This window comes from Vibrio hepatarius, from assembly GCF_001274785.1.
Classification (GTDB): domain Bacteria; phylum Pseudomonadota; class Gammaproteobacteria; order Enterobacterales; family Vibrionaceae; genus Vibrio; species Vibrio hepatarius.
The window spans coordinates 107,263-132,203 of the sequence record NZ_LHPI01000009.1 but is presented as its reverse complement, the minus strand read 5'-3'; the positions used below and the strand labels follow the sequence as shown (position 1 = coordinate 132,203).

General features: G+C 44.4%; 26 protein-coding genes. 17 read left to right on the top strand and 9 right to left on the bottom strand.

Going from position 1 to position 24,941, the window contains the following annotated elements; translation table 11 throughout:
• The first annotated feature begins 27 nt into the window (after positions 1-27).
• The 12 genes from AKJ31_RS11380 (at position 28) to AKJ31_RS11325 (ending at position 10,720) form a co-directional block, all read left to right on the top strand.
• Positions 28-1,233, top strand: a complete 1,206-nt coding sequence (locus tag AKJ31_RS11380; RefSeq protein WP_053409218.1) for an O-antigen ligase family protein — start codon at positions 28-30, stop codon at positions 1,231-1,233.
• Positions 1,226-2,557 (top strand): flippase, encoded by a 1,332-nt coding sequence (locus AKJ31_RS11375; protein WP_053409217.1) that lies wholly within the window; start codon positions 1,226-1,228, stop codon positions 2,555-2,557. The genes AKJ31_RS11380 and AKJ31_RS11375 overlap by 8 nt, the downstream gene beginning before the upstream one ends.
• A complete protein-coding gene (locus AKJ31_RS11370; protein WP_053409216.1) occupies positions 2,554-3,480 on the top strand; it encodes a glycosyltransferase family 2 protein in 927 nt (308 codons plus the stop codon). The genes AKJ31_RS11375 and AKJ31_RS11370 overlap by 4 nt, the downstream gene beginning before the upstream one ends.
• Entirely contained in the window at positions 3,477-4,580 is a 1,104-nt protein-coding gene (locus AKJ31_RS11365) for a glycosyltransferase (protein ID WP_053409215.1), read from the top strand. Before AKJ31_RS11370 ends, AKJ31_RS11365 begins: the two co-directional genes overlap by 4 nt.
• Positions 4,567-5,124, top strand: coding sequence for a serine O-acetyltransferase (locus AKJ31_RS11360; RefSeq protein ID WP_245639052.1), 558 nt, complete (start codon positions 4,567-4,569; stop codon positions 5,122-5,124). The genes AKJ31_RS11365 and AKJ31_RS11360 overlap by 14 nt, the downstream gene beginning before the upstream one ends.
• Positions 5,124-6,152: a glycosyltransferase family 4 protein gene (locus AKJ31_RS11355; protein WP_053409214.1), complete on the top strand. Its 1,029-nt coding sequence runs from the start codon at positions 5,124-5,126 to the stop codon at positions 6,150-6,152. Before AKJ31_RS11360 ends, AKJ31_RS11355 begins: the two co-directional genes overlap by 1 nt.
• Positions 6,139-6,864, top strand: coding sequence for a heparin lyase I family protein (locus tag AKJ31_RS11350; protein WP_053409213.1), 726 nt, complete (start codon positions 6,139-6,141; stop codon positions 6,862-6,864). Before AKJ31_RS11355 ends, AKJ31_RS11350 begins: the two co-directional genes overlap by 14 nt.
• Before the next feature lie 12 nt (positions 6,865-6,876).
• Complete coding sequence (locus AKJ31_RS11345) at positions 6,877-7,632, top strand: WecB/TagA/CpsF family glycosyltransferase (protein ID WP_053409212.1); 756 nt, start codon at positions 6,877-6,879, stop codon at positions 7,630-7,632.
• Entirely contained in the window at positions 7,622-8,287 is a 666-nt protein-coding gene (locus AKJ31_RS11340) for a hypothetical protein (RefSeq protein ID WP_053409211.1), read from the top strand. Before AKJ31_RS11345 ends, AKJ31_RS11340 begins: the two co-directional genes overlap by 11 nt.
• A 73-nt stretch (positions 8,288-8,360) precedes the next feature.
• A complete protein-coding gene (locus AKJ31_RS11335; protein WP_053409210.1) occupies positions 8,361-8,813 on the top strand; it encodes a hypothetical protein in 453 nt (150 codons plus the stop codon).
• A gap of 50 nt (positions 8,814-8,863) precedes the next feature.
• Positions 8,864-10,273: an O-antigen ligase family protein gene (locus tag AKJ31_RS11330; protein WP_053409209.1), complete on the top strand. Its 1,410-nt coding sequence runs from the start codon at positions 8,864-8,866 to the stop codon at positions 10,271-10,273.
• Positions 10,274-10,720, top strand: coding sequence for a low molecular weight protein-tyrosine-phosphatase (locus AKJ31_RS11325; RefSeq protein WP_053409208.1), 447 nt, complete (start codon positions 10,274-10,276; stop codon positions 10,718-10,720).
• Between the two features lie 57 nt (positions 10,721-10,777).
• Here AKJ31_RS11325 and AKJ31_RS11320 read toward each other — a convergent pair whose 3' ends face one another.
• From AKJ31_RS11320 to AKJ31_RS11300, 5 genes are all read right to left on the bottom strand, one after another.
• Positions 10,778-11,803, bottom strand: coding sequence for a GGDEF domain-containing protein (locus AKJ31_RS11320; RefSeq protein WP_245639051.1), 1,026 nt, complete (start codon positions 11,801-11,803; stop codon positions 10,778-10,780).
• Between the two features lie 68 nt (positions 11,804-11,871).
• Positions 11,872-12,366, bottom strand: a complete 495-nt coding sequence (locus AKJ31_RS11315; protein ID WP_245639050.1) for a putative pterin-binding protein — start codon at positions 12,364-12,366, stop codon at positions 11,872-11,874.
• A gap of 157 nt (positions 12,367-12,523) precedes the next feature.
• The gene (locus tag AKJ31_RS11310) at positions 12,524-13,894 is read right to left on the bottom strand and encodes a YjiH family protein (protein WP_053409206.1); all 1,371 of its coding nucleotides are present in this window, start codon (positions 13,892-13,894) and stop codon (positions 12,524-12,526) included.
• 223 nt (positions 13,895-14,117) lie between these two features.
• Positions 14,118-14,801 (bottom strand): YoaK family protein, encoded by a 684-nt coding sequence (locus AKJ31_RS11305; protein ID WP_053409205.1) that lies wholly within the window; start codon positions 14,799-14,801, stop codon positions 14,118-14,120.
• Positions 14,802-14,891: 90 nt separating this feature from the next.
• Positions 14,892-15,299: a GFA family protein gene (locus AKJ31_RS11300; protein WP_083439975.1), complete on the bottom strand. Its 408-nt coding sequence runs from the start codon at positions 15,297-15,299 to the stop codon at positions 14,892-14,894.
• Between the two features lie 136 nt (positions 15,300-15,435).
• Between AKJ31_RS11300 and AKJ31_RS11295 the strand changes: the two genes are divergently transcribed.
• The 4 genes from AKJ31_RS11295 (at position 15,436) to ompW (ending at position 18,785) form a co-directional block, all read left to right on the top strand.
• On the top strand, positions 15,436-16,053 hold the full coding sequence (locus tag AKJ31_RS11295) for a hypothetical protein (RefSeq protein WP_053409203.1): 618 nt from the start codon (positions 15,436-15,438) through the stop codon (positions 16,051-16,053).
• Positions 16,054-16,136: 83 nt separating this feature from the next.
• A complete protein-coding gene (locus AKJ31_RS11290; protein ID WP_053409202.1) occupies positions 16,137-16,436 on the top strand; it encodes an isoamylase early set domain-containing protein in 300 nt (99 codons plus the stop codon).
• A gap of 157 nt (positions 16,437-16,593) precedes the next feature.
• Complete coding sequence (gene shyA, locus AKJ31_RS11285) at positions 16,594-17,886, top strand: peptidoglycan DD-endopeptidase ShyA (protein WP_483855396.1); 1,293 nt, start codon at positions 16,594-16,596, stop codon at positions 17,884-17,886.
• A 254-nt stretch (positions 17,887-18,140) separates the two neighbouring features.
• The gene (gene ompW / locus AKJ31_RS11280; protein WP_053409201.1) at positions 18,141-18,785 is read left to right on the top strand and encodes an outer membrane protein OmpW; all 645 of its coding nucleotides are present in this window, start codon (positions 18,141-18,143) and stop codon (positions 18,783-18,785) included.
• Positions 18,786-18,841: 56 nt separating this feature from the next.
• Here the strand turns inward: ompW and ppsA are convergent, their stop codons facing one another.
• Complete coding sequence (gene ppsA / locus AKJ31_RS11275; RefSeq protein ID WP_157052348.1) at positions 18,842-21,232, bottom strand: phosphoenolpyruvate synthase; 2,391 nt, start codon at positions 21,230-21,232, stop codon at positions 18,842-18,844.
• A 161-nt stretch (positions 21,233-21,393) separates the two neighbouring features.
• On the opposite strand from ppsA, the gene ppsR reads away from it, so the two are divergent.
• On the top strand, positions 21,394-22,227 hold the full coding sequence (gene ppsR, locus AKJ31_RS11270) for a posphoenolpyruvate synthetase regulatory kinase/phosphorylase PpsR (protein WP_053409199.1): 834 nt from the start codon (positions 21,394-21,396) through the stop codon (positions 22,225-22,227).
• 44 nt (positions 22,228-22,271) lie between these two features.
• Here ppsR and AKJ31_RS11265 read toward each other — a convergent pair whose 3' ends face one another.
• From AKJ31_RS11265 to AKJ31_RS11255, 3 genes are read right to left on the bottom strand one after another with little or no spacing between them, the layout of a single operon-like run.
• Positions 22,272-23,054 carry a heme ABC transporter ATP-binding protein gene (locus tag AKJ31_RS11265; protein WP_053409198.1) on the bottom strand — a complete coding sequence of 261 codons (783 nt, stop codon included), beginning with the start codon at positions 23,052-23,054 and terminating at the stop codon, positions 22,272-22,274.
• Complete coding sequence (locus AKJ31_RS11260; RefSeq protein WP_053409197.1) at positions 23,054-24,091, bottom strand: FecCD family ABC transporter permease; 1,038 nt, start codon at positions 24,089-24,091, stop codon at positions 23,054-23,056. The genes AKJ31_RS11265 and AKJ31_RS11260 overlap by 1 nt, the downstream gene beginning before the upstream one ends.
• Before the next feature lie 8 nt (positions 24,092-24,099).
• Entirely contained in the window at positions 24,100-24,939 is an 840-nt protein-coding gene (locus AKJ31_RS11255; RefSeq protein WP_053409196.1) for a heme/hemin ABC transporter substrate-binding protein, read from the bottom strand.
• Positions 24,940-24,941: the final 2 nt, after the last annotated feature.

Sequence of the window (24,941 nt, the reverse complement as noted above, 5' to 3'; positions counted from 1 at the left end):
GACTGTTATCTGAAGTACCGAGATAAAATGAACCTTGAAAGAATTAATACGGATAACCTAGTTAAAGGGGTTTTATTAGTATCTCTTATTTTCCTTTTTGTTGGCCACAACCTGTTTGACAGAAAGGTTTTACTCGCAACATTACTTGTTTATTTGCTGTTTTGTATCAGGTTTGTTCCAGTCATCGTTAAACAGGTGATGAATAACTATCAATTGGTTATTGTTCTTGCCTGGTGCTTTGCTAGTGTATTGTGGTCATCTTGGGTGTATAAAAGCCTTGAAGAAGCCATAATTCAAATGATGATGCTTATGAGCGGAGTACTGATCGCTTTTACGTTTAGTCTCAATACGCTTCTAAGAGCACTCACTATCACGGCTTATGTTGTCGTTAGCATCAATTTACTTTCGTTGCTTGTTTTAAAGGGAAATGCCTTTAGCGATGCTGGTATGGTTGGTTTCTATAACCATAAAAACAACTTTGGTTTAGTGATGAGCTTGAGTTTGTTGATTTGTTGCTATGACTTTCTGGTCAACAGACGCAAGGTGTCGATGATATTTTCTGCGGCAGCACTCTTTCTTCTTATGTTGTCTATGTCAAAAACGTCGATTGCGCTCTTTATTGTCTGTTCAACGGTGAGTTTAGCCGCGTATCAGTTTGGTGGGCGTAACAAGTTTGAGTTGGTTGTGCCAATAAAGATTACTTCATTTTTACTGCTGAGCTTTGCTTTTTTGATGCTGGCTTTATACCGATTTGAAGTACTCGACTATCTGTATTACTCAATGGACGAAGAGTTGCTGACTGGTCGGGGGAAATTGTGGCTGACTATGTTGCTGCACGCAGAAAATAATGCAGTGTACGGATTTGGTTTCAATGCGGTATGGGGCAAAGGGGAGCTTTCTGAAATATATTACACCGACCTTTTTACCGACAACCCTCTTTGGGTGGAATCATTGGCAGCGTCTGACGGTGGTTACATTGACCTTATCATTTCAATCGGTTTGATTGGTTTGTTTTTATTCACACTGTACATAATAAATACGGGAATAAATCTTTTTTGTTTAATAAGAGAAAAAGGTTTTGTTTTGCTTTTTTCGCTATTTCTATTTATTACCTTACACAATGTAACGGAAACTACATTTTTATTTTCTACTAACTTATTGTGGTATTTGTTTATTTTAGTTTCTTGTATCGCTACCAATCATTTCTACAGGGCAAGAAATCTAAATGTCTAAGATTTATAATTTAAAAAAAGCGGCATGGTACGCAACAGAGAATATAACTAAAGTAGCTTTTGGACTAGTGAGCGTCATAGTCGTTGCACGTATGTTTGGACCTGAAAACTTAGGTAAGCTGAGTTATGTTCAAGCGTTATCCGCTACGGTTTCGTTTCTTGTTGTGCTTGGGCTTGATCATATTGTTGTTAGAGATACCGCCAAAGATCCTACAAATTTCAGCTATCTGCTGACAGTGTTTGTCATGCAAACAATGGGGTGGGTTGGTTATTCACTCGTTGTGTATGCGGTACTTTGGATTTCTGCTGAAGGCCAAATTGATTACGATATCTTCATCATTTATCTTGCCGTGTCATTGACTACCTATTTTGCGCGGGCCACCGTACTTAGGTTGTACTTTCAAGCAGTTAATCAACCTAGAAAGCTTGGTGAATCGGCATTAATCTCTCGTTTTGTCGCATTGGCTTATCTGGCAGTAGCAATTTGGATGGACCTACCATATTACTGGGTTGTCTTATTTATCCCTGTCCAAGCTGCCGTGCAATTTGTGTGGCTTTTCGGGGCGTTCATTCGTTCGACACAACCTTTCGTATTCAAAGGTGTACGGTTTGACTTTGCTAGGGCAAAAGCCTTGCTGCTAGAAGCCATCCCTTTGATTGGCTCGTCTATTTTGTTTCCTATATTCATGCAAGCTGACATTTTAATTATCTCACACTTGCTAGATAAGACGAGTGTTGGGATGTACAGCTCTGCCGCGAAACTGGTTATGCAACTGGTTTTTCTTGGGCATATTATTACGATGACATTCTATCTTTCGTTGTCAAACCTATATTTTGACAAGGATGAGAAGTTTGATGATTTTATCCGAGGATTGACGATCATCCTTATCGTTCTTTCTTTGATTTTAGCGTCAGGTGTCAGTGTGTTTTCAGATTACATCATCTACGTGCTTTATGGAGAAAAGTACCAGGGTGCTGGTGATGTACTCGCTATCTCTGTTTGGTGTTGGGTGTTTATATTCCCAGCTGCTTTGTACTCAAGATTGCTAATTATTCAAGGGCTAGGTAAGTACGAGTTTATTAAATCTGCTGTTGTTGCTGTATTTAGTGTGTCGATGAACTTCTTATGTATTCCTAAATACGGAATTGAAGGCGCAGCGGTTGTGTCTGTACTTTCTTATTTTATGGCTGATTTTTTACTCTACATGTTTTTTAAAGATACGAGAGGGATATTTTTTTACGGTTGTTATGGATTTAGGAATATATTTACAAACCCCAAGCAGGCATACAGTTTAGCGATGTACACATTAGGAACTAAATCATGAAACTGCTCACAATTGTTATGCCTGTCTATAATGTTGAAGACTATATCAAGCAAGCTCTTGACTCGTATTTTTCTCAAGAAAGCCCAAAAGTAGAGTTGATAGTTGTTGATGACGGGTCACCAGATTCCAGTTACGACATTATTGTTGAAAACTACCAAGATAAAATTACTTCAGGTGCTCTTACGCTACTCAGACAAGAACACGGTGGTGTAAGCCGTGCTCGTAACTTAGCTCTAGAAATTGCGAGCGGAGAGTATGTCACATTTTTTGACTCTGATGACATGCTACTCGATGGCTACGTGGAAAGTGTACTGTCAGCGATTCAAACTCATTCGCCAGATGTGATTGAGTTTGGCTTTAAAACGTTTTCCCAAGATAAGAATGTTGAACAGTCGCCAGAAGTATTTGTTTACCAAAAATTTGGTCTCAATGACGCGAGTTGTATTCGAGATACTATTTACTCACGTTCGGTTTGGTACCCTTGGTTGAGAGTTATCAAGCGAGAATTTTTCTCCAACAAAAGGTTCCCAGACGGCGTAAAGTTTTGTGAAGATTTAATGCTTTTTACAAATATCTATCAAGACGTTCGCTCAATTTATCATATAAACAAAGCTCTTTATGGCTATAGGTTGAATCAAAATGGTGCCACGTTAAATATCAAACCTGATTACTTTGATAACTTGATGTCGTTTTATACATCATTAAACAACATCGATGAACGTTATATGGATTACTTAAAAATCAACCTCGCCTATCTTTTTTATCGCTGCCAAACAGGGACTAAAGTTCCAAATGAAATTCGACTGGAATTTTTTAAGTTATTCGTTCGCTATATCTTTGATAGAAATGTCTCGTATCGAAAGAAAATAATCCTTGGTTTCCCAAATACTCACAGGACATTGAAAAGGTGGTTGAAAAAGTGAAGATCTTTTTCCGGATATCCAAGCTCGGTTTTGGCGGAGCTGAGCAAGTATTTCTTTCACTCGCGAGAGAGTTTAGTAAGCGTGATGGCGTATCAATTTGTTTTGTCGTCGATCACGTGAATAGTGAGAACGTGAAGACAGCCATTGATGATGGTCACCGCGTTCATAATTTGAATGTTTCAAGGACAATGAAATCCATTGTCCCATTTGCCAAGTTTATCAAGCAAGAACAACCAGACGTTATTATTTCTGCGTATACAGATACCAATGCTGCAGCAATTCTCTCTGCTTCCTTGTGCGGAATGAGTTCGAGAGTCATTGTTTCAGAGCACGCATCTCTTTTCGAACATTGGCAGAATAAGAGTCGTTTAAAGAAGCTGATATTAAAGTCTTATGTATCTTATCTTTACCGTTTGTCGACATCTGTCATTTGTGTTTCCAAGGGGTTGTCAGGTCAAGTTGCACAATTGATGGGTAGTACTCGTCGAGTAAAGACAATCTACAACCCTGTGCGTTCTTTTGCCGTCAATGCAATCAAAGAACAGCACGCTAATATGACCAAACAACTGGTTGCTGTGGGTCGCGTGGCAGAACCTAAAGATTATTCAACCCTCATTCGAGCGGTTGCAAAGCTGAACGAAACGGGCGATTACCACTTAACGATCGTTGGTGGGATTTTTAGTCAGAGTGAATTTGCCAAAGTCACAGCCGTCATTGAGCAGCTCAACATTCAAGATAAAGTGACCTTCGCAGGTTATACCGACAAGGTTGAAGACTATTACCGTGAGGCCGACATGTTCGTAATGAGCTCTGCATGGGAAGGGTTTGGTAACGTAATTGTTGAAGCGATGTCACTTGGATTGCCAGTGGTATCGACGGATTGTAATTACGGCCCAGCGGAGATCTTGGAAAATGGCAAGTACGGTCGACTCGTCAGCGTAGGTGACAGCGATTCTTTAGCGGGGGCAATTTTGCAAGAAACACACAGTCCTTTGGTCCCAAAGGAATCGCTAATTACTCGCTCCAAGGATTTTTCAGAGGCTGAGATCGCGAGTCAATATTTGGTTGTAATTGATGAGGTTGTCAGTGCAAACGCATAGTTTAACGTATTTAGTGAAGTCTGATTTGTATCGACACAATGGCACGGTCAGCTTCAAGATATTTTTGCGAGACTTGTTGTTTCGTAAAGGATTTAAGTTTGTATTTTGGATGCGTGTTGCGAAGCACTTTGACTCGAATCCTATCATTAGAATTCTGCCTAAACTCATGTATATGTATTACAAAAGAGTTTATACCACTGATGTTAATTATCGTGCGAATGTCGGGCCAGGTTTCGCGATGTACCACGTATTTGCAACGTCATGGGGGCAAAATGTGACCATCGGTAGCAACGCGACAATTGTTCATGGTGTCACTATAGCGGGTAAGAATAACCAGTTTCCTACTATAAAAGACAATGTTTACATTGGAACAGGGGCTGTAGTTTTAGGAGGCATCACCATAGGGAATAACGTAGTAATCGGTGCTAACGCGGTCGTTACTAAAGATGTGCCTGATAACGCCGTTGTCGTCGGTAACCCTGGCAAGGTTATTTCTTTTAATGGTTCCTCATCTTCTCAACGTCATATCTGGAAATTTGATTAATGCAAAAACACATAGTGTCCGTTGGCACAGCGGCACCGGGTGGAATAGATTCGGTGATTAAAGGTTATGAAGAAAACGGCTTATTTGACACTTCTATCCATACACGATTAGTCACACACCGTGGTAAAAGTAAGTTTGAAGATCTGGGCTTATTTATTAACGGTATTTTCCGTTTGCTTTGGTTATCAATGACTAACAAGCACTTAATTCTTCATTGCCATATGTCGTATAAAGGCAGTTTCTGGCGCAAGTTGACGTTTGTAATCATCGCTAAGCTATTTTCGAATTCAACCATAGTGCACTTACATGGTTCAGAGTTTAAGCAATACTTCTCTACGCGTGGAAAATTAACTCAGAAGTTAATCATTTGGCTCATCAACAACGTAGATGCATTTGTCACGCTCTCTGATGGATGGAAAGAGTATGTGAAAGAGATATCCGGTAGAGATGTTTCGGTGATCAACAACTACGTAGATGTTATTGAGCTAGAGTCAGATAAGAATTCTAAAGATATTTTGTTTCTTGGCGCGTTCATTCAACGTAAAGGGATTTACGACTTGTTGAACGCGTGTGCGCAGATGCGTTGTGAATACCACCTACATCTTTGTGGAGCAGGTGAAAACGATAAAGTGGAATCGTTGATTAAGGAGCTAAATCTTCAAGACAAAATTACAGTTCACGGTTGGGTCGATAAGCAAAAGAAAAGTGAGTTACTGCACTCATGTAGCGTAATGATCTTACCTGCGTACAACGAAGGCCTACCTATGACGTTGATTGAGTCTATGGGTAGCCAGATTCCAGTTATCACAACGCCAGTTGGCGCCATTCCTGAGGTTATCAGAGATGGCTATTCGGGTTATTTGGTTGACCCGGGAAATGTAACGCAGATCCGTGACAGGCTCGAGTTTGTCTTGTCTAAACCTGATGAACTTAAGGATGTTACCGCTCATGCATTGACTATTTATCAGAACAATTTCACTTCTCAAGTGATTCTACCAAAGTGGCGAGAGATCTATGATAAGTGTTAGGAGAAAAGCGTTTCAGCGCATATTAGTCAGTCTGTGTTTTGTTTTCTCTTTCACCATCAACGCAAGTACCACTCAACAACAAATAGAAAATGTTGCCAATTCGCTCAATGCTCGGGGGCTTACCCAGTTTATGAGGCTTGAAGCTGTTTATGACAAAACAATTATCCCGTTGGAAGACAAACTGAAGTTTGTGATTCAAGGTTGTCAGGACAAAATACACAATGGAATACGTTCAGAACTTACGGTGAACTACCCTTTTAGTACGGGAGACAAAGTCACTTATGAGTATCAAATATATATTCCACGATACTTTCCTTCCGATCCCGAAGGTCGCTGGTTTCTTCTTTCTCAGTGGCACGATCAACCAGATCCAGCGCTTGGTGAAACTTGGGAAAACTTTCCTGGCCGCAGCCCACTAGTTGCACTCTATTCAGGTCCAGGTTCAACGTTCGGTTTAATTTATGGTGAGGAAATGACCGTATTGCCCTTTTACTTAGGTATGTGGAACACACTGAAGTTTGAGTTTTTGTGGTCAGAGGGAAATGATGGAAAGTTGGCAGTTCATGTCAATGGTATTCAATTTAATTTCTCTGGAAAGAATATGCATAACAACTATCAACACTATTTGAAGATTGGCATGTATCGTCATCGAGACATTGAATCGAAGAATGAAATCTACTTTAGAAACCTAAAAATAACTACCGTAGAATAAGGTTAGGGAATAATGAAACGTATTGAGTTTCTCGGCTTTCCAATGGATCAAGCCACAATGGAAGAAACCGTTGCTGATATTAGAAGCAAAATATTAAGTGGTAACTTCACCCAACACGTAGTGGTGAATGTTGCCAAGCTCGTTAACATGCGTAAAGACGCAGAATTAGCTCGCAGCGTCACTGAGTGTGACATCATCAATATTGATGGTATGGGTGTGGTTTGGGGTGCAAAAGCACTTGGCCACAAGATTCCAGAACGTGTTGCGGGTGTGGATTTGTTTCACAACCTCAATGCGATGGCAGAGCAAGAGTCGTTTTCGGTGTTTTATTTAGGCGCGAAACAAGAAGTTGTCGAAGAAACGGCTAAGCGAATGCAAGCGCAGCATCCAAACTTAAAGATTGCGGGCATTCATCATGGCTACTTCTGGGACGATGAAGAAGCGGTTGTCGAGCAAATCCGTCAATCTGGCGCACAACTGCTTTTTGTTGCGATCACTTCACCGAAGAAAGAAAACTTCATCAACAAATGGCGTGACCGTTTAGGTGTGAGTTTCGTTATGGGTGTGGGTGGCACATTTGACGTGGTAGCCGGTAAAGTGAATCGTGCACCTGAGTGGATGCAAAACGCAGGGTTAGAATGGTTGTACCGTGTGATTCAAGAGCCGCGCCGCATGTGGAAACGTTATTTAGTGACCAACTCAACCTTTGCGTGGCTACTGCTTAAAGAAAAGTTCTCGGCAAAACGTAATTACCAAAATGCAGGTTAAGCACTTACTCGATTACAAGACACTCGCCATTGCAGCGCTTGCAGTTATTGTCATCTTTCTCGCCAGTAGCCAACTGATTAACAGTTTGCACGTGAGCGGTTTGGAAATTTCACTGAACCGATACTCCCACAACAGCGAGCGCGTGAATGAGTCTAGCGTGGCCGACGATAATGCCGTGATTGCTAGTATGTTGTCTTCGACTTTTGCTGGTGGTTACGAGTATGAGCTGGCAGCTAAAGCGCTAAGTTGGCAATCGTACAAGCAGCTGACAGACAAAGAGGCAGAGCTGACAAAACAATACTTGTTATCGAGCATTAGGACTCGTCCTACTTGGTACGCGACCTATCTTGAGTTGGCTCAACTCGAGCCTTCAGACAGTCGCGTAGAACAAGTTAAGTTAGCACAACGTTTTGGGCCGAATATGCCGTTAACCCTTTTTGCGCAGTTTGATGTTGGGTTTAGTCGTTGGAACCAGTTAGACAGCCAGCAACGGGTTGAACTAAGTACAAGCTTTTTAACTACGGCTTTGAAGTGGAAATACCGAGAGGAACTGTCTCGGCTACTCACTTATTCGCCAGGGGCAGAGCGTATGTGTCGCTTGCTCGCGTTTAACAATACCACGCATGAAAAATGCCAAACGAATATCAACGGTTAGGTCGAGCGATAGTGGTTGCATGCAAACCATGATTGTTGCGGCTTAATTGATTATTAATCACAAGGAAGAATAAATGACTTCATTATCTCGCTTAACGCTAATACTAACGTCACTCTTTTCGGTTAGTTCACTGGCTGCTACTGATACGGTGACCTCTCAATTAGGTGAAAATCCGACTCGTGAAGAGGTTGTGATTGTGTATAAGTCGAATCCAGACATCGTACTCGATATCTTGACGATATTGCTGCGCAGCGACAATGTCGACCCTCAGGTTAGTATTCAAAGTGCTTTTGAAATTGCCCCTGAACTTGCGGAACAAATCGCTGCCATCGCTCGTGAAGAAGGGATTGCGGACGAGTTAATTACAACGGCAGCACTACTTTCGGGAATTGACCCGACTCAATTTGCCCAAGCGACAGCGGCCGGTATTGCGTCTGCTGCACCTGGCACGCCAGCGATTGCTCCACCAACACCGCCAGCAGTAGGTGCAAACGGTGGCGGTAATGGTGTTGTTTCACCAAACTAAATTGTTGACATAGCCCAACATTGGTTGGGCTTTTTTATTCGCAGTATTCAATGAAATCTTTAGAGCAATTCTCTTTCTACAGTCTAATCGCGTTATTAATTTGGCTACCGATCCCATTGGGAAGTAACCGTGATTGGGCGTGGTCCATCGCTGAAATTTGGATAGCGCTACAAACGCTGTCTTTACTGATAATTTATAAGAATAACCTGCCTTGGCACTACATTAGCAAATTCAAATGGTTGCTTTTGCCTTTGGGCATTTTTCAAATCTGGGTGTTGTTGCAAGCGTTAGTGCTGCCTAAAGACGTTGTCGCGTTTTTATCCGACAACGCATATGCACTGTATTCTTTAGTGGGTGCGAGTGATTATTCGGTATCTCTGGATAGGACGATGACGCTGCGCTCACTGTTACGTGGTGTCAGTTATTGGTTGCTTGTCTTTAACCTCATCTTGCTTATAAACAGCGGCCGACGATTAAAATACGCGGTAGTCGCGCTTGTGGTGAGTGGATGTGTGCAAGCTTTCTATGCTTCGACTCTGGTTTTGGTCGGTGTAAAAGAAAGTTTGATTTGGGGGCTACCGGAAAAGTCGATCGCGACGGGTTCTTTCATCTACAAGAACCACTTCGCCAACTACCTGATGCTTAGCTTATGCCTCGGTTTAGGTTTAATTGTGACTCAATTGCATACCTCAGAATCTGGGTCTTGGTTTATTCGCTGGAAACGTCTGTTGTCTGGAGTTCTAAGCAGTAAGATGCTGGTTCGCTTAGCTTTAGTGATCATGGTGATCGCGTTGGTGATGACTCGCTCGAGAATGGGTAACACGGCCTTTTTTGCCGCGACTGCGATTGGTGGTCTGCTCGCTTTGCTTATCTATAAAACTAAACCAAGAGCGCTAACGCTATTGGTGGTTAGTGTACTGGCTATCGACACCTTTGTTGTGGGCGCGTTGTTTGGTTTAGATAAAGTGAAACAGCGCTTGGTTGAAACATCGATACAAGCGGAATCACGTGATCAGGTTGTCATCTGGAGTTTAGATATCATCAAAGATTACCCGCTGACTGGCACTGGTATGGCGAGTTTTTACACCGTCTTCCCAGGCTACAGTGAAGCAGATATTGGCTTCTACGACCATGCACATAATGAGTATGTGCAGTTTGCGGTTGAAGCAGGGCTTCCAGCCACTGTTATGCTGGGCTTGATGGTGCTTTATGCGTTGTTTCTTTCGCTAACAACTCAGTATCGGCGTAACAGTCACACCATGAAAGGACTCGCTTTGGGGGCGACGATGGCGATCATTGGTATGTTGATCCATATCTCTGTCGATTTTAACCTCCAGCCGATGGCTAATGCCGTCACGTTCATTTTTGTATTGTTCGTCTGCTTTGCTACGTCGATATTGCCGGCGAGAGATGCAACTGCCAAAGAGTTTTTACCACTAAGCGTCGACAAAGGAAGTTAAGTGTTTAATTCGATTTTAATTGTGTGTACTGCGAATATCTGTCGTTCACCTATGGCTGAGGTTATCTTTCGCAAGCTATTACCCAACCATACAATTTGCTCTGCAGGCACGTGTGTCTCGACTCTTAACTTCGACGATATGCCAGCGGACAAGAACGCTAGGCTGGTGGCTCAACAATTTGAACTGGATTTAGAACAGCACCGTGCGCAGCAACTCACGCCTGAATTGATTGACCAATATGACTTGGTTTTAGTGATGAATCGACATCAGTTGGAAGAGGTAGCGGAAGTGACCCGAGGAGCACGCTCCAAAACACTGTTGATAGGCCAATGGATTCAATTGGGCGATATTGCTGATCCTTACGGGAAAGGCCTTACTGAGTTCGAGCAATGCTATAAAACGTTAGCAAGGGCGGCACTTAGTTGGTCGAAGAAATGCGTTAGGTGATTCAATAACATTTAATCTGCGTATAAAAACAGCGAGTGCTTTGGCCTCGCTATTTTTTTATCCGACGAGCCCTTGCTCGTTCTGTGAGAATTTCATCCGGTACATCTTACCGTCTGCAATCGAAATAAGCTGATTGCTTTGCTTAGCATCTTTAGGGAACTGAGCCACACCGATACTCGTTGAAAGGCTTTCGTACTGTTGCATCCCCACATCCAATGGTTCATAAAAACAGCTTTCTATGATAGCCCATTGCACGTCGATATCTTCATTGTGGAGTGAAATCAGAGCAAACTCGTCACCACCTACGCGGTAGCAATCCATCCCCAACATCGAAATACGCTCGGCGACTTGTGTTAAAGCTCGGTCACCCGCTTGGTGCCCAAAGTTGTCATTGATCTGCTTGAACCCGTTGAGGTCGAGTAAAAAGAGTGTAAACGCTTGCTTGCTCTCAATTAGGTACTCAAGATCATTGAATAGCGCAAGACGGCTTCGCACTTTTGTCAGTGAATCGGTTAGTGATAATTCACGGTGGTACTGCGCTTCTTTATGGATTATGTAACCAGTCAAGCTTGCACATAGACACAGTAACATCAGTAAGCCGATTTGAATCCGATACAGCACTTGTGCATGTTCAACGTAGCCTAAATAAATTGGGCTCTCGAGACGGAAATTGAGGTTAACGTAGTCAATCATCGACATGTAAATGTATGACAATTCATCAGCGAGCTTATCTGCATATTGAGGTTGTTCAATGAGGTCAAGCTCTGGCTCGAGCTCTTTGAAGCTATTGAACAGTGACAGGAAAAACCCGCGTGAGCCTGGCAGAGATAGATACCTATCTGTCTCTTTGTTGTTTAGCAATATGTCAAAACGGCTCCAAGTAAGGTCATACTTGAGCAGCACTTGCTCTCTACGTGCGCTGCTTTCTGTTGCAAAAGGAGCAATCGCGTTTAACTCAGAAAACTCTTTAGTGAGCTGAAACAAGAACCACGTGGCTTGGCTTTGTTGGTCTGTCGCTGTTTTCGCTAGATTTCGCGTCGAGGCAAGAGCATAGATGTTGGCCATGATCAGAAGCAAAGACATCGTGACCAATAAGGCTTTGGACCTTACTAGTATCGACGGTAGATTTGCGTTTCTCTTGTGGTTATTCATCACTGTTTAAGGATTACTATCTCTTTTAATTGCCAAACCATTTGTGAATGGAACTCAATTTTGTCCAACTCGGGGTACTTGCTTAAATTAAACATAAGCCAGAATGGACCTTTTTTCCGCACGGGAATGGTCTCTCCATCCATTTCATAAGTAATGATAGGATCGTATTGGATGATGTTTTCTTTCGTCGTGATAGACGAATAATCGTTAAGACCAATAAACCAGACTGACGTATAGTCATCAATACCGTACTGTTCAAGCAGGTCTACGACTCTAAAGCCCGTTACAGTTTTCTCGTCTACAAACCAAGGTAGCTGCGTAGTAAAAGTGGTCGGTTTAAACTGCTGCGCAATTTCTTGTTGAGAAAGAGTAATGGTCTGTTGGTCATCTATCCTAAAAACAAGTGGAGTGCTTGCTGCCTGAAAGCTAAACAAAAGTAGGACAACACTAAGCAGTTTTCCCATTGCTCCTCCGATTGAAGCTAACTTTTTCATTTATTTCAATGTTACCAAGTATATACAGCGTCATTATAGAACGGTATGTTTTTAAACTATTATGAACGATTAAAAAGCATTGCTTGCTCAAATGTCACATTTTAAACGAAAAAAGCCCCGAATAGGGGCTTTTTTTAACTAATTTGTCATTAAGTTGCTAGAAAATTAAGTGCGCCACACCGGCAATGATAGGCAGCGTGATTAAAGTACGCAAAATGAATATGACGAACAATTCAACAATGTTCACAGGAATACGGCTACCTAGCAGCAGTGCACCCACTTCAGACATGTAAATCAGCTGAGTCACAGACATTGCAGCGATAACGAAACGAGTCATTTCGCTATCTATTGATGCAGCAAGAATAGCTGGGATGAACATATCCGCAAAACCAACAACGATGGTTTCAGATGCCGCCGCTGCTTCAGGAATTTGCAGAAGTTCTAGGAACGGGATGAATGGTTGACCTAGGATGCTGAACACAGGTGTGTACTCAGCGACCACTAGTGCAATAGTACCAAGACCCATTACAACTGGTAGTACGCCAAATACCATATCAACAGCGTTGCGCACGCCTTCACCAAATACACCTTTAAACGATTCAACTTTGCTCGCTTTTTCTAGCGCCAGTTGCATACCCCAAGAAAAGCTCGTGTGGCCTTCTGGTAAAGCGTCTGCTTCCGCATCTGGCTTGGTGCCGTCGATGTAGGTATCTTTCTTGTTGCTCAACGGTGGCAAACGAGGAATGATGATTGCTGCAACAATACCAGCCAAACAGATGGCGCCGTAGAACGGTAGGAACATGTGCTCCAGCTCCACTTGTGCAATCACAACCAAGCTGAAAGTAATTGATACGGCAGAAAATGTCGTACCTACAACCGCTGCTTCGCGTTGAGTGTAGAATTTTTCTTCGTATTGTTTGCTGGTCAATAGAATACCAACAGAACCGTCACCTAACCAAGAAGCCATACAGTCGATTGCACTACGACCAGGAAGGTTAAATACCGGGCGCATGATCTTGCATAACAGTGTGCCGACTAGCTCTAGTAGACCAAAGTTCATCAGTAGTGGCAGAAGTAGGCCCGCGAAGATGAAAACAGAGAACAGGGTTGGCAGCAGGCCTTCTAGCACCAAGCCACCAGTATTTTCTTCCCATACTGCTTCTGGACCTACCTGAAAGTAAGTCATCACAACCGCAATACCACCGATTACTCGAACCGCTAACCAAAGAGGGGATGGGCTGAATAAGCCATTTAAGAAAGAGTTGTTAGCGACGAAAGCTGGTTTTGCAATGGTAAATAGCAAAGATGCAGCCGCCATAAACGCAATGATAGACGTTACAGTCGCAACTAAGTAATCACCGAATACGGCTTGGATTGATTTTGCCAATACGGCTACTGGGATAGTGATATCACCTTGGTAGCTGATCGGCGCCATAAATAAAAATAGTCCCAGCAATGATGGGATAAAGAACATCCAAAAGTTACTTTTAACTTTCGGCTGTGAGAGTGCTTGAGCGTTATTTGACATTACAATTCTCGTGTTACTACTAGTCAATAGCATGCCTATCCATGGCGGCATATATATTCACTAAACATCCATATTTTGTCACATATGGCGCTAGCGTAATGCCTTTTAAGAATCTTTGCAATACTATTCATTAAACATCGCTAAATATTCAATAGTTAGCTCGATATAAATCGATTCTACTAGATAATTGTAGTGATTTTGTTAATTTGTTTGGTTTTTTGTATTATTTGTGATCTTGGTTGATATGTTTATCACTGGAAATAAATAAATATCCCCAATACAAAATAGCCAACACGAGGGCGAAGAAGATAGGCATCAGTAGGGCTGAAAGCGCGTAAGCACTGTAAAGGTTCGCGCCAATAACGCCGCCGGATAGGAAGCCTGCGAAGATAAAGAGAAACAGTTTTGCTTTGCGGTAGTCAAAGCTTTTACCGCGAATTCTTGAACCGATCATAATGCCTAAATCGGTCAGAATTCCCGTCATATGGGTAGTACGAATAACCGCACCGCTGAAGGTTGTGATCATCGCGTTCTGTAGTCCGCATGCAGCGGAAGCGAAATATTGACCGGATAAGTTACCGTCTTGCAGAAGTAGATAGGCAATAAACAGCAGGCCACTTTCAATGCAGAGCGCGACGCCGTATCGGCGACCAAGTTTTAACGCAGTGCCTTCCATAAACATCCCGCTCAGTACGGCGCCGAGCATAAAGCTAATCACCACCATAAATAGATGGAAGGTTTGTTGGTTCAATGATTCTAAACTGGTGCCGAGTAGCGTAACGGTGCCCGAGATGTGTGAGACAGCCTGATGTTGAAAACCGAGTAATCCAATGGCATTCACAACACCAGCAAGTAGCGCGAGTAGAAACGCGCCGTACTCTACCCACTTTGGTAATCTAGAAATCAAAATCAGCTCCTCACAATGAAGAGGGGGATTATATCGCCTCGCCACATAGTGAGATAGCGTAAATTATGCAAACAGTTTGATCCTAAGCAACTAAAGGTAGTGTTCCACTTGGCAGTCAAACTTGACCCAGCTCTCCATGCGCTCTTCATAGACAGAGAAAGCCGGTGAAGGTAAATCTTGAACGTTGAATACGCCTGCGGGAATGACGAGTACATCCGGCGCGGCGGTTAAGCGCATTAGCATAGTGGCGCTACAACAAGGACAGAAATGGTACGTCACTTGATTGCCTGAATCGGTAATGCGGGTGTATTCGACCATTTCTCCGCTGTAATTGACTTGTGATTTGGCGAAGCGCGCTTGTACTCCAAATACGCTTCCGGTTCTTTTCTTGCATTCGAAGCAGTGGCAAACTGAGGTTCGTTCGGGTTCTCCACGGCATATCAAGCTTACTTGTCCGCAACTGCATTCCGCTACGCGTGTTTTGCGTTCTGTCTTCACCTTGTCTCCTGACATGATTGGTTACCGATTTATTCTGCCCCTATGTCACTATTTTTAGGCCAGAGTGCTAGATTTGGTCAAATGTTGCGGGGGAGTAATGTAACATGACTCACCTAGATTTTTGATGAGACTGACAATGAAAAAACGCTTACTTCCAATCCCTCTAATCCTACTTATCCCGATATTACTTTTGATCGTGGTTTCTGCGGCGGGCATCTATCGCTTTAGCCTCAGTGATGAGGAGATCTTGGCAAAGTTCCCATCTAGTCAACAAAGTAACGATGCCGTGATTGAGCAAATCTTTGGTCTATCAACGCCAAACCCGTGGACGATTGAAGTGCCAGAGAGTCATGCCTTCAGCTTTATTAGCCAATATGACGCGCAAACTCAATTGGCTACCGGGAGTTATGACGCAGGCTCTGAACGAGGCACCGTGTCTGTCTGGTCAAAATGGATGCTTTCAGTGAGTGAGACAGATTATGTATCCGTAATGAGCGTGTCTAATCAAGGTAGTGGGGTATTTTACTATTTGGCGCGTTTTCACTACGACCAAGGTTTGAAGCGCATGGTTGTCAAAGAGAGCTACCTGCTGGGTGACCGAATCCAAGTTGCATCGTTAAACAAATTAGGCCAAGAAATCGAAGTCCGCTTTAATAAACATGCACAAGGTCAGACTATGAGTGATACCCCTAGCAATGAACAGCTTTTGAGATTTAGTGTATCAAAGGCGGGAATTGTGAACCCTATTGAATAAATATCCAGTTGTAAAACCCGAAAACGTTGCTTATTGTTTGAACTAGTTTGTTTTAAATTTTTTGCTTGTTGAGGGAGAGAACCATGATCAATAAACGTTATTTCAAAACCAAGGACGAAGTTGAAGTAACTTTTGAGTTACCAGCAACCGAGGTTGCCGAGTCGGCGGTACTATTTGCTGACTTTTTGGATTGGCAACCAACGGAAATGAAGAAAGTCGCTAAAACCAAGTCTTACAAGTTTAAGACTCGTTTACCGAAAGATGCGCAGTTTGAGTTTCGATATTTAGTCGATAATGACAAGTGGATTAACGACCCACAGGCAGATCAGTATAAGCCGAATGGATTTGGTGGAGACAACTGTCTGGTTACCACATTTCAGTAACAATTGCTGCGAACTTCTCTAAAAAGGCTCCTATGGAGCCTTTTTTGCGGTTTTTTTGAGCCAATTCTTACATTACTCAGGTGACAAAGTTTGAAGAAATTCGTACCCTTAACGCCTTAATTTTGTACTTAAGGGTAAACCGGTGCGAGCGGATACAATAAAAAATCGCCTAAATGAGCTTTCTAAGCGTAAAAAGTTGCTGATTATAAGCCTACCAATTGTGGCGGCGATGGCACTTTCTTCTGCAAATAACAATAGCTCTCTTACCCGTACGATTGACCTGTCTATTCCCGAATCTGAAATTGTTGCTGATATTCTTCAGACAGAGCACCAAGTGGTAAACGTCCCGGATTACGAATACGTTATTCAGCCGGGTGACAACCTAAGCTCGATTTTTGACCAACTTGGATTTGGTTACAGCGAACTGATGAGCGTGATGGCCACAGATCTCAACTATCTCGCATTAGATACGCTCAAACCAGGCCATAAACTGCGTTTTTGGCGCGGTGAAAAGAGCGGTACGCTGAAAAAAATGGAATTGGAGTTCAGCCTTGTTGAAAGTGCGGTGTATACCCGCCTTGATGACGGCAGCTTCGAATTTAAAGATGTAAAGATTCCTGGTGACTGGAAATCGTACGCGATGATCGGAGAGATCAACGGTAGCTTCTCAACTTCTGCCCATGCGCTGGGTTTAGGAAATAACGAGATCAGCCAAATCGTGACGCTGTTAAAAGATAAGGTTAACTTCGGACGTGATCTACGAGCGGGAGATAAGTTTGAAGTCGTGCAGTCTAAGCAATCGGTCAACGGCACGTTAACGGGTAACCGTGAACTGCAAGCAGTGCGCATTGTTAACCGTGGTCGTGAATTGACGGCGTATCTTCATAGCGACGGCCAGTACTACGACAAAAACGGTGACAGCCTTCAGCGTGCGTTTCAACGTAAGCCTGTGGTTGGCGGGTATCGACTCAGTTCTCACTTTAACCCGAATCGTAAACACCCAGTGACCGGACGAGTGTCTCCTCACAACGGTACCGACTGGGCGACGCCAACAGGAACACCGATTGTGTCAACGGGTGATGGTGTTGTGGTCATGACGCGTAAGCACCCTTATGCGGGTAACTATGTGGTGATTCAGCACGGCAGTCGCTACAAAACTCGCTATTTGCATCTAAGTAAAATTCTGGTGCGTAAAGGGCAGAAAATTCTGCGTGGACAACGTATCGGTTTAGCCGGTGCAACAGGCCGAGTGACTGGGCCGCATATTCACTATGAGTTGATTGACCGCGGTCGTCCGGTTAACGCGATGAAAGCCAACATTCCAATGGCAAACTCGGTGCCGAAAAAAGAAATGGCGGCATTTAAGCAGCGTCGGGATGAGCTTGACCAAATGCTCAAACAACAAGAGTTGGAGTTGGTCAGACAAAGCTTATCAAGCACGACGGGTTAACTCATTTATGTAATCAAAAAGCTCCTTCGGGAGCTTTTTTTGTATGTGATGTACGCAAAAGTTGCATTACATAAATGTCGATATTGTTTCTTTAATTTGTGATCTTGTCGTGAGAAATGTAATCAAAGTAATAACCATATGATACAAATTGATTTCCATCAAAAAGGTAAGGTTATTGTGTGTTACCTTGCTCGCAAAATAAAAATGACTTGATAACTCATTAATAAAAAAGCCCTACGTTAAGGAAATCAAAAATGAATAAAACATTATGCGGTATTGCGGTTTTAGCTGTTCTAGCCTCAGGAAATGCTCTTGCTCACAAAGAAGGTGACTTCATCGTTCGCGGTGGCCTGGCAGCAGTAGTACCGAATGACAGCAGCGACGACATCCTAGGTTCTAGTGATGAGCTAGAAGTAAAATCTGACACTCAGCTTGGCTTAACTCTTGGTTACATGATCACTGATAACATCAGTTTTGAAGTGCTAGCTGCTACTCCTTTTAGCCACGATATTAAAACAGACCTACTAGACTTAGGGACTATCGCGGACACCAAACACCTGCCACCAACATTTATGCTTCAATACTACTTTGGGCAGGCGGAAAGCAAACTACGTCCTTACGTCGGCGCGGGTATTAACTACACGTTCTTCTTTGATGAGGGCTTTAACGGTACTGGTAAAGGTGCGGGACTTAGTGATCTAGATTTAGATGATTCATGGGGTCTAGCAGCGAATGCAGGTGTTGACTACATGCTAAACGACGATTGGTTTGTTAATGCATCAGTTTGGTACATCGATATTGAAACTGAAGCAAGCTATAAAGCAGGAACGACTAAATACAAAACTGACGTTGATATCGACCCATGGGTATTTATGATCGGCGGTGGTTACAAGTTCTAATCTCGTTTAACCCGAGCATAAAAAAGGCGGCTAATTTAGCCGCCTTTTTGTTTCTGTTATTTACCTGACACTTCACCAAGTTTTAACCAAGTATCGATCACCGTATCAGGGTTAAGCGATACCGAGCTAATGCCTTGTTCCATTAGCCATTCAGCAAGGTCTTCGTGGTCTGAAGGACCTTGGCCACAAATACCCACGTATTTGCCCGCTTTGGTTGCTGCGTCAATCGCCATCTTCAGCATCGCTTTCACCGCAGGGTTACGCTCGTCGAACAAGTGCGCCACGTCGCCAGAGTCACGGTCAAGACCAAGCGTTAGCTGAGTCATGTCGTTTGAACCGATAGAGAAGCCGTCGAAGTACTTCAAGAACTCATCCGCCAATACTGCGTTTGATGGCAGTTCACACATCATGATGACTTTCAGGCCTTGGTCGCCACGACGTAAGTCGAACTTCGCGAGCAGATCAATCACCGATGCTGCTTCGCTTGGAGTGCGAACAAATGGAATCATGATTTCAACGTTCTTCAGACCCATCTCATTGCGTACGCGCTTGATTGCTTGAGTTTCTAGTTCGAAACAATCTTCAAACACTGGAGAGATGTAACGTGAAGCACCACGGAAACCAAGCATTGGGTTCTCTTCGTGTGGCTCGTAGCTGCGGCCGCCAACCAAGTTGCTGTACTCGTTCGACTTAAAGTCAGACATACGCACGATTACGCGTTTTGGCCAGAATGCAGCTGCAATTGTCGCGACGCCTTCGGTTAGCTTGCTAACGTAGAAGTCGATAGGATCTTTGTAACCGCGGATACGCTGGGTAATTTCTGCTTTTAGCTCATCGCTTTGTGCGTCGAAGTTTAGCAGTGCTTTCGGGTGAATGCCGATCATCTTGTTGATGATGAATTCTAGACGAGCAAGGCCCACACCTTCGTTTGGAATCTGAGCGAAGTCGAACGCACGGTCTGGGTTACCGACGTTCATCATCACTTTAGTTGGTAGCAATGGTAGTTCATCAACCGAAGAACGTTTGATTTCGAAGTCCAGCTCACCTTGGTAAACGTAACCCGTTTCGCCTTCCGCACATGAAACTGTTACCGTTTGACCGTCAGTCAGGCTCTCTGTTGCGTTGCCACAACCAACAATAGCTGGAATGCCCAGCTCACGAGCGATGATCGCTGCGTGACAAGTACGTCCGCCGCGGTTGGTCACGATCGCAGAGGCTTTCTTCATCACTGGTTCCCAATCTGGGTCAGTCATGTCTGTTACCAGCACGTCGCCGTCTTGAACCAATGACATTTGGTCAAGAGAATCTACAAGACGCACTGGACCGCTACCGATACGCTGACCGATAGCACGACCTTCGATCAGAACGTCTGCTTTGTTGTTTAGTTCGTAACGCTCAACTACGTTCTGCTCACTTTGTGAACATACCGTTTCTGGACGAGCCTGTACGATGTATAGCTTGCCGTCGATACCATCTTTCGCCCACTCAATGTCCATTGGACGCTGGTAGTGCTTCTCGATGATCATCGCTTGTTTTGCTAGCTCTTTGATCTCTTCGTCGTTAAGAGAGAACTGGTTGCGCTCTTCTTCTGAAGTATCAATGATGTCGACTTGCTTACCAATCTCTTGGTTTGTTGAGTAGATCATCTTGATGAGCTTAGAACCAAAAGTCTTCTTCACGATTGGATGCTGACCCGCTTCCAACATTGGTTTGTGAACGTAGAACTCATCAGGGTTAACTGCGCCCTGCACTACCATTTCACCCAGACCCCAAGACGAAGTGATGAAAACCACTTGGTCGAAGCCTGATTCTGTATCTAGGGTGAACATTACACCTGAAGAGGCTTTGTCTGAACGCACCATGCGCTGGATACCCGCTGAAAGCGAGATGCCACGGTGGTCGAAGCCTTGGTGTACGCGGTAAGAGATAGCGCGGTCATTAAATAGTGATGCGTATACGTGCTTAGTGGCTTCTAGCACAGCATCAATGCCTTTCACGTTAAGAAACGTTTCTTGCTGACCTGCAAACGAGGCGTCAGGTAAGTCTTCTGCAGTTGCAGATGAACGAACCGCGACAGAAAGCTCAGGGTTACCTTCTACTAACTCATCGTAGTTAGCACGGATATCTTGCTCAAGATCCGCAGGGAAGGGAGCGTCTAAAACCCATTGACGAATAGTAGCACCTGTCTTGCGCAGAGCGTCTACATCTTCAACGTCTAGTTCATCAAGTAGTTGGTGAATTCGCTCATCCAAGCCTTCGAAATCTAAAAACTGATTGAAAGCGTATGAGGTCGTTGCGAAACCGTTCGGTACCGAAACGCCAGCATTTGAAAGGTTTGAGACCATTTCACCAAGTGAAGCATTTTTACCGCCGACTTTGTCGACATCTTCCATGGATAGGCTATTGAACCAGAGGGTATTGTTTTGCATGTCTAACTCCAGAAACATTGCAGCTTTGTAGGGACTTAAATAGGCAAACGATTACGCAAACGCTCAAAAAATTTTTAACAAATTTTCAAAGCTGTGGGGGACGTAATAGTCAACCAAGTTTTTTTATCTATATTATGGTGTCCATCCTACTCAAAAGAATTTGAAAGTTTAAATAAAAAATGCAAATTGATATTCAAAGTCGTGATGTATTCTATGTTTCTGATGGAACGGCCATAACATGTGAGACGTTGGGCCATGTTGTTTTGGGTCAATTTTCATTTAAAGCAAATGAAAAAACCTTTCCGTTTGTCGAAAGTGAAGACAAACTTGCTGACCTTCTTAAAGAAATTGGAATATCATATCGTCTAAATGGCGTGAAACCACTAGTGTTTTTCTCTATTGTGATCCCAGAGCTAAGACAGTTGCTGCTTAATGCACCAGCACACTGCTACGACGTGCTAGAAAGCATCGTGCAGAAAGTCGGAGACGATATCCACATGGAGCCCGAACCAAAGCTGCAACGTTCGCGCAGTGTGGGCAAAGATTCAGACACCTATTTCGACCGTATAGCAGCGATCGAATACACTTTAGCGCACGATGATGGCATTACGCTGAAAGGGCTCGAACAAGCGGACATTATCTTGCTCGGCGTTTCTCGCAGTGGCAAAACACCAACCAGCTTGTACATGGCGATGCAATTTGGCTTGCGGGTAGTGAATTACCCGTTTATCGAAGAAGACATCAAACGCTTAAGATTACTGCCTGAATTCGAAATACATCGTCATAAGCTGTTTGGATTGACGATTGACCCAGAGCGCTTGACGGAAATCCGCGAAAACCGTTTGGCTGGCAGTGAGTACGCGAGTACCGAGCAATGTCTTTCAGAATTGGCGAGTGTGGAAGCTTTGTTCAGACGTGAAGCGATTCCCTACATCAATACCTCTTCATTGTCGGTAGAAGAGATTTCAACGCGGATTCTGGAAAAATCCGGGTTAAGACGCCGACTGCTGTAGTCACATCAATTGATTTGCTTTCCCGAGTGGTTGGGGAAGCAAACTTATGCGGCGGGATGAACGACAGGAAAGTTCATCGATGGGTGCTGAGAGATTAGGCACTTGTAGCCGTAAACTTGCTCAATCGTTTCTGCTTTGAGTGCCTTCCACGGCGTGTTGTCACAGACAATCTTACCGTCATTCAGAATCACCATTCGGTCAGAGTATTGCGCGGCAAGGTTGAGGTCGTGAAGCACCACAATGACCGCGGCGTTGTGTTCGTCGGCCATTTGTCTCGCGATCTTCAACGTATTGTGCTGGTGGGCAAGGTCCAACGCTGACGTTGGCTCATCGAGCATCAGGATCTTCTGTTGCTCTGACTGGTCGAGTTGTACCAATACTCGCGCTAAGTGCAAACGCTGTTTCTCACCACCGGATAGAGAAGGGTAGAGACGCTCGCTTAAGTGCGTTACATCAGTCAGCGCCATGTATTTTTGCGCTAACTGTTTGGTTTGCTTATTAGGCAAGTTAAGCGGAATCGCACCGAGTTCTACCACTTCATGTGCTAAAAAAGGAAAGCTGAGCGTGCTGTGCTGCGGCAACATTCCCAAATGCTTGGCGAGTTGGTCTTTTGGCCACTTTTGCTTCTCCACACCAAAATAACGAATGTCTTGGCGCGATGGGATTTCGTCGCATAACAGCTTCAACAGAGTACTCTTGCCTGCACCGTTTGGGCCTAGCAACGTAGTCACTTCACCAGCGCGAATATCAATATCGATGTTATCGAGCACCGTGCGTTTGCCAAACTGCATGTGAATGCGTTTGCCAGAAAGGACAACCTCGCCCATCACAGAATTCTTCCTTTTTGTTTAAACAGCAAGTAGATGAAAAAGGGTGCGCCGATGATCGCGGTGACAATACCGACAGGTAGCTCTGCTGGCGCTACGGCGACACGAGAATACATATCGGCTAACGTGAGCAGCAAAGCCCCCATCAGCGCCGAAATCGGCAATAAAGTTCTATGGTCAGGTCCAGCGAGCATTCGTCCTAAGTGTGGGATCACCAAGCCAATAAAGCCGATCATGCCAGACACGCTAACGGTCATTCCCACGCCAACTGCGGTAAGCAGGATTAACTGTCGCTTAAGAGGCTGAACAGGAATACCTAAATGGCTGGCTTCGGCTTCTCCGAGCAATAATGCATTAAGCGCCATCGCTTTGCGCATAAACACCAGCATCAAGAACAGCAGCGTGACCGCGCAGAGCGCAATACTGGTCCAGTTTGCGCCAGCTAGGGAGCCCATTGACCAAAGTGATAGGTCACGCAGCATTTGGTCGTCGGCGATAAAGTTCATATAGCCGATGCCTGCACCGGAGAGAGCGCTGATCGCAACCCCAGCCAGCAGCATAATGGTGACCGACGTGCCTGATTTTCCTGTCCCGAGTTTGTATACCAGCACGGTCGTTAGTGCTCCGCCCAAGAAAGCAAAAAAAGGTACCGCGGCGAGATTCATGAACTGCGGATATTGCGCACTGATTTCGGCAAACAGGACGATTGCAAAGGCAGCACCGAGGGATGCGCCCGCCGACACACCGATAATCCCTGGTTCTGCAAGTGGGTTGCGAAACAGCCCTTGCATGACCGTGCCGCAAATTGCAAGGATTGCCCCAACCAACATGCACAACACTGTTCGCGGGAAGCGGATCTCATTGACCACTAGGTTGATGTGTGGCGCAACAGTATCCGAGCGCAGCAGTAGGCTTTGGATGCTATCGACAAACCCAATGTTCATCGCCCCAACAGTCACCGAACTAAGCGCGGTTAATCCAAGTGCGATACTAAACACCAGCACGTTGGCATAAAGGGGAAGGCGGCGCAGCAACACGGGAAAGACTACTTAATCAACTGGCGAATACGTTGTGCTTCCGCCAAGCTTTGTAGGCCTAATCCGCCGACAAGTGCGTGCCCATCAATGGTGATGAACTGTTTGTTTTGACCTGCAGGCGTTGCTGCTAACATTGGCATGCGTTTAAGGATCTCATCCGCCCCGCCTAACTTATCGTAGCTGCGACCGCTAACTAAAATGATGTCTGGTTGCATTTCCACCATAGCTTCAGTCGAGAGTGGTTTGTATGAGGTCAGCTTTTCGGCTGCTGGGTTAATCCCGCCTGCCAGTTCGATGATCGCGTTTGGTGTGGTGTCTTTGCCTGCCACGTTAGCGGGTCTTCCCTCGTGGATAAGCAGGAAAAGAATCTTTTTCGCGTCGGCTTGAGGTTGTTGGCTTAGCGATTGAAGTTGATTCTTTACCTGAACCTTTAGTGCTGCCGCTTGCGGTTGAGCGTCGGTCAGTTTGGCGATCTCATCAATGCGCTCGAGTAGCCCTGCGGCGGTCGCTTTGGTATTCACAATGTCGACCGAAACACCGGCAGATTTAAGTTGATCCAGCGCCGCATCGGGTCCCATTTCATCTGAACCTATCAACTGATCTGCGCCCAAAGCAAGGAGCCCCTCGGCAGAAAGCTGGCGATGATAGCCAATCTTAGGCAATGCGAGATCGCTTGGAAGCTGGCTGGTGACATCGACTGCGACCAGTTTATCTTGCTGTTCTAAGGCGATGATTAGTTCAGTGACCGCCGCACCTGCGCTGATAATACGTTCACCAGCCAATGCATTTGACGCAGCGAATGTCATCGCAAGCGCCGTTAACGTACCGATAAGTCTGTTGCTTTTCATAT

Coding starts and splice junctions, on each gene's coding strand:
- AKJ31_RS11370 (WP_053409216.1), top strand. CDS start 2,554: ATGAAACTGCTCACAATTGTTATGCCTGTCTATAATGTTGAAGACTAT.
- AKJ31_RS11380 (WP_053409218.1), top strand. CDS start 28: ATGAACCTTGAAAGAATTAATACGGATAACCTAGTTAAAGGGGTTTTA.
- AKJ31_RS11335 (WP_053409210.1), top strand. CDS start 8,361: ATGACTTCATTATCTCGCTTAACGCTAATACTAACGTCACTCTTTTCG.
- AKJ31_RS11295 (WP_053409203.1), top strand. CDS start 15,436: ATGAAAAAACGCTTACTTCCAATCCCTCTAATCCTACTTATCCCGATA.
- AKJ31_RS11315 (WP_245639050.1), bottom strand. CDS start 12,366: ATGAAAAAGTTAGCTTCAATCGGAGGAGCAATGGGAAAACTGCTTAGT.
- ppsR (WP_053409199.1), top strand. CDS start 21,394: ATGCAAATTGATATTCAAAGTCGTGATGTATTCTATGTTTCTGATGGA.
- AKJ31_RS11265 (WP_053409198.1), bottom strand. CDS start 23,054: ATGGGCGAGGTTGTCCTTTCTGGCAAACGCATTCACATGCAGTTTGGC.
- AKJ31_RS11290 (WP_053409202.1), top strand. CDS start 16,137: ATGATCAATAAACGTTATTTCAAAACCAAGGACGAAGTTGAAGTAACT.
- ompW (WP_053409201.1), top strand. CDS start 18,141: ATGAATAAAACATTATGCGGTATTGCGGTTTTAGCTGTTCTAGCCTCA.
- AKJ31_RS11350 (WP_053409213.1), top strand. CDS start 6,139: ATGATAAGTGTTAGGAGAAAAGCGTTTCAGCGCATATTAGTCAGTCTG.
- AKJ31_RS11355 (WP_053409214.1), top strand. CDS start 5,124: ATGCAAAAACACATAGTGTCCGTTGGCACAGCGGCACCGGGTGGAATA.
- AKJ31_RS11255 (WP_053409196.1), bottom strand. CDS start 24,939: ATGAAAAGCAACAGACTTATCGGTACGTTAACGGCGCTTGCGATGACA.
- AKJ31_RS11375 (WP_053409217.1), top strand. CDS start 1,226: ATGTCTAAGATTTATAATTTAAAAAAAGCGGCATGGTACGCAACAGAG.
- AKJ31_RS11310 (WP_053409206.1), bottom strand. CDS start 13,894: ATGTCAAATAACGCTCAAGCACTCTCACAGCCGAAAGTTAAAAGTAAC.
- AKJ31_RS11345 (WP_053409212.1), top strand. CDS start 6,877: ATGAAACGTATTGAGTTTCTCGGCTTTCCAATGGATCAAGCCACAATG.
- AKJ31_RS11340 (WP_053409211.1), top strand. CDS start 7,622: ATGCAGGTTAAGCACTTACTCGATTACAAGACACTCGCCATTGCAGCG.
- ppsA (WP_157052348.1), bottom strand. CDS start 21,232: ATGTTTCTGGAGTTAGACATGCAAAACAATACCCTCTGGTTCAATAGC.
- AKJ31_RS11320 (WP_245639051.1), bottom strand. CDS start 11,803: ATGTCTTTGCTTCTGATCATGGCCAACATCTATGCTCTTGCCTCGACG.
- AKJ31_RS11330 (WP_053409209.1), top strand. CDS start 8,864: ATGAAATCTTTAGAGCAATTCTCTTTCTACAGTCTAATCGCGTTATTA.